At 72.5% G+C, this 2,032-nt stretch carries 2 protein-coding genes and 1 pseudogene; all 3 read left to right on the plus strand.

Annotation, left to right across the window (positions count from 1 at the left end):
• A partial coding sequence (locus ACXAID_RS27905; RefSeq protein WP_475025406.1) for a protein kinase family protein occupies positions 1-1,142 on the plus strand: 1,142 nt, incomplete at its 5' end.
• A gap of 99 nt (positions 1,143-1,241) precedes the next feature.
• Entirely contained in the window at positions 1,242-1,820 is a 579-nt protein-coding gene (gene sigM, locus ACXAID_RS27910; RefSeq protein ID WP_475025407.1) for an RNA polymerase sigma factor SigM, read from the plus strand.
• Positions 1,821-1,876: 56 nt separating this feature from the next.
• Positions 1,877-2,032, plus strand: a pseudogene (locus tag ACXAID_RS27915) (hypothetical protein); the annotation flags it as partial.

Below are 2,032 nucleotides of genomic sequence, written 5' to 3' on the forward strand. Positions count from 1 at the left end.
GCGGGGCCCGGGCCGTGCAGTCGCTGGCCGCCGCCGCCGACGTCGCCCACCGTCAGGGCGTCGCGCTGTCCGTCGACCACCCCAGCCGCATCCGGGTCAGCATCGACGGCGACGTCGCTCTGGCCTTTCCCGCCACCCTGCCCGACGCCACCCCGGAGGACGACATCCGCGGCATCGGTGCTGCCCTGTACGCACTGCTGGTCAACCGCTGGCCGCTGCCGGAGACCGGCGACCCCAGCGGGGTGGCCCCGGCCGACCGCGACTCCGCCGGCCAGCCCGTCGAACCCAAGGCCATCGACCGCGACATCCCGTTCCAGATCTCGGCCGCGTCGGTTCGGGCGGTCCAGGACGGCGGCGCCATCCGCAGTGCCGGCACGCTGCTCAACCTGCTCCAGCAGGCCACCGCGGTGGCCGATCGCACCGATCACATCGCACCGGTCGAGACCGCCCCCGAACGGCCCGACGACACCTGGGAGCCCGAGCCCGACCCCGACACTCAGGCGCGCCGCCGCAAGGGCCTGATCATCGGGCTGAGCATCGGAGCCGCGGTCGTCATCCTGGTGGTGGTGCTGATGGGCACGGTGCTGAGCAACATCTTCGGCGACGTCGGTGGCGGGCTCGGCGGCGACGAACTAGGCCTCAACTCCCCGACCACGTCGTCGGAGGCCGACTCCCCCACCACCACCCCGGGCCAGGCCGTCGAGCCGGTGTCGGCCACGGTGTTCTCCCCCGGCGGCGAGGCTGACGCCCCCGACCTGGCCGGGCTGGCCATCGACGGCGACACCACCACGGTGTGGCCGACCGACACCTACAGCGACCCCGAACCCTTCCCGAACTTCAAGAACGGACTCGGGCTGATCCTGCGGCTGAGCCAGCCGACCACACTGGGCTCGGTCGACATCGACCTCAACAGCACCGGCACCTCCGTGCAGATCCGCTCGGCGTCCAGCGCGACCCCGTCGGCGCTGGACGACACCACGGCACTGACCGAGCCGGTCGCGCTGCGGCCCGGCAACAACACCATCGAGGTCGAGGACGCCGAACCCACCTCCTATGTGCTGGTGTGGATCACCAAACTGGGCCAGGTCGACGGCGAAAGCCGCTCCGACATCGCCGAGATCACCCTGCACGCGGCGTCCTGACCCGCGATCCACATCCGGCCAACGGGCATCTGTGCAGCTCAGCGGCTCCGCTCGAAACTGGTGAGCCGCACCCCCGCCGGGGGCGCTTAGTGTTCGGCTGTGAGGAACAGCGGGCAGCGACGGGAACGCCCGGGACGGCTGCGCACCGACGACGAGTTGCTCGCCGCGCACACCCGGGGTGAGCGCTACGCATTCGAGGAACTGTTCCACCGCCACCACCGCCAGCTGTACCGGCTGGCGCGGCTGACCAGCCGTGACCCCGACGACGCGGCCGACGCCCTGCAGGACGCGATGCTGGCCGCGCACCGCGCCGCGCACCGGTTCCGCTACGACTGCACGGTCAGCAGCTGGCTGTACCGCATCGTGGTCAACGCCTGCCTCACCCGGCTGCGCCGCAATCGCGTCCACGCCCACGAGCAGCTCGACGACCAGCTCCTCGGGTATGCGGACCCGAGCGGCCGGGTGGACACCGCGATCGTGGTGGAACACGCCCTGATGGGGCTGCCCGTCGACCAGCGGGCCGCGGTGGTGGCGGTCGACATGCAGGGTTATTCGATCGCCGAGACGGCGCGGATGCTGGGCGTGCCCGAGGGCACGGTGAAGAGCCGCTGTTCACGGGCCCGCGGCAAGCTCGCCGGCGTGCTGGACGGCCTGACCGCGGGCACGGCGGCGGACTGAACCCCGTCGGTTAGCCTCGAACCGTCTGCAGGGGACGACGATCGGCGGGGGCAGCGATGGGCGACGGCGCGGACCACGATCCCGACCCGCAGAAACCCGCGCTCACCGCGGCCCTGCTCGCCGATCTGCAGGCCGGCCTGCTCGACGACGCGACCGCCGCCCGGGTACGCCGACGCGCCCGCGCCGACCCCGAGGCCGCACGCATCCTCGCC

This window comes from Mycobacterium sp. ABE4_509, assembly GCF_056160785.1.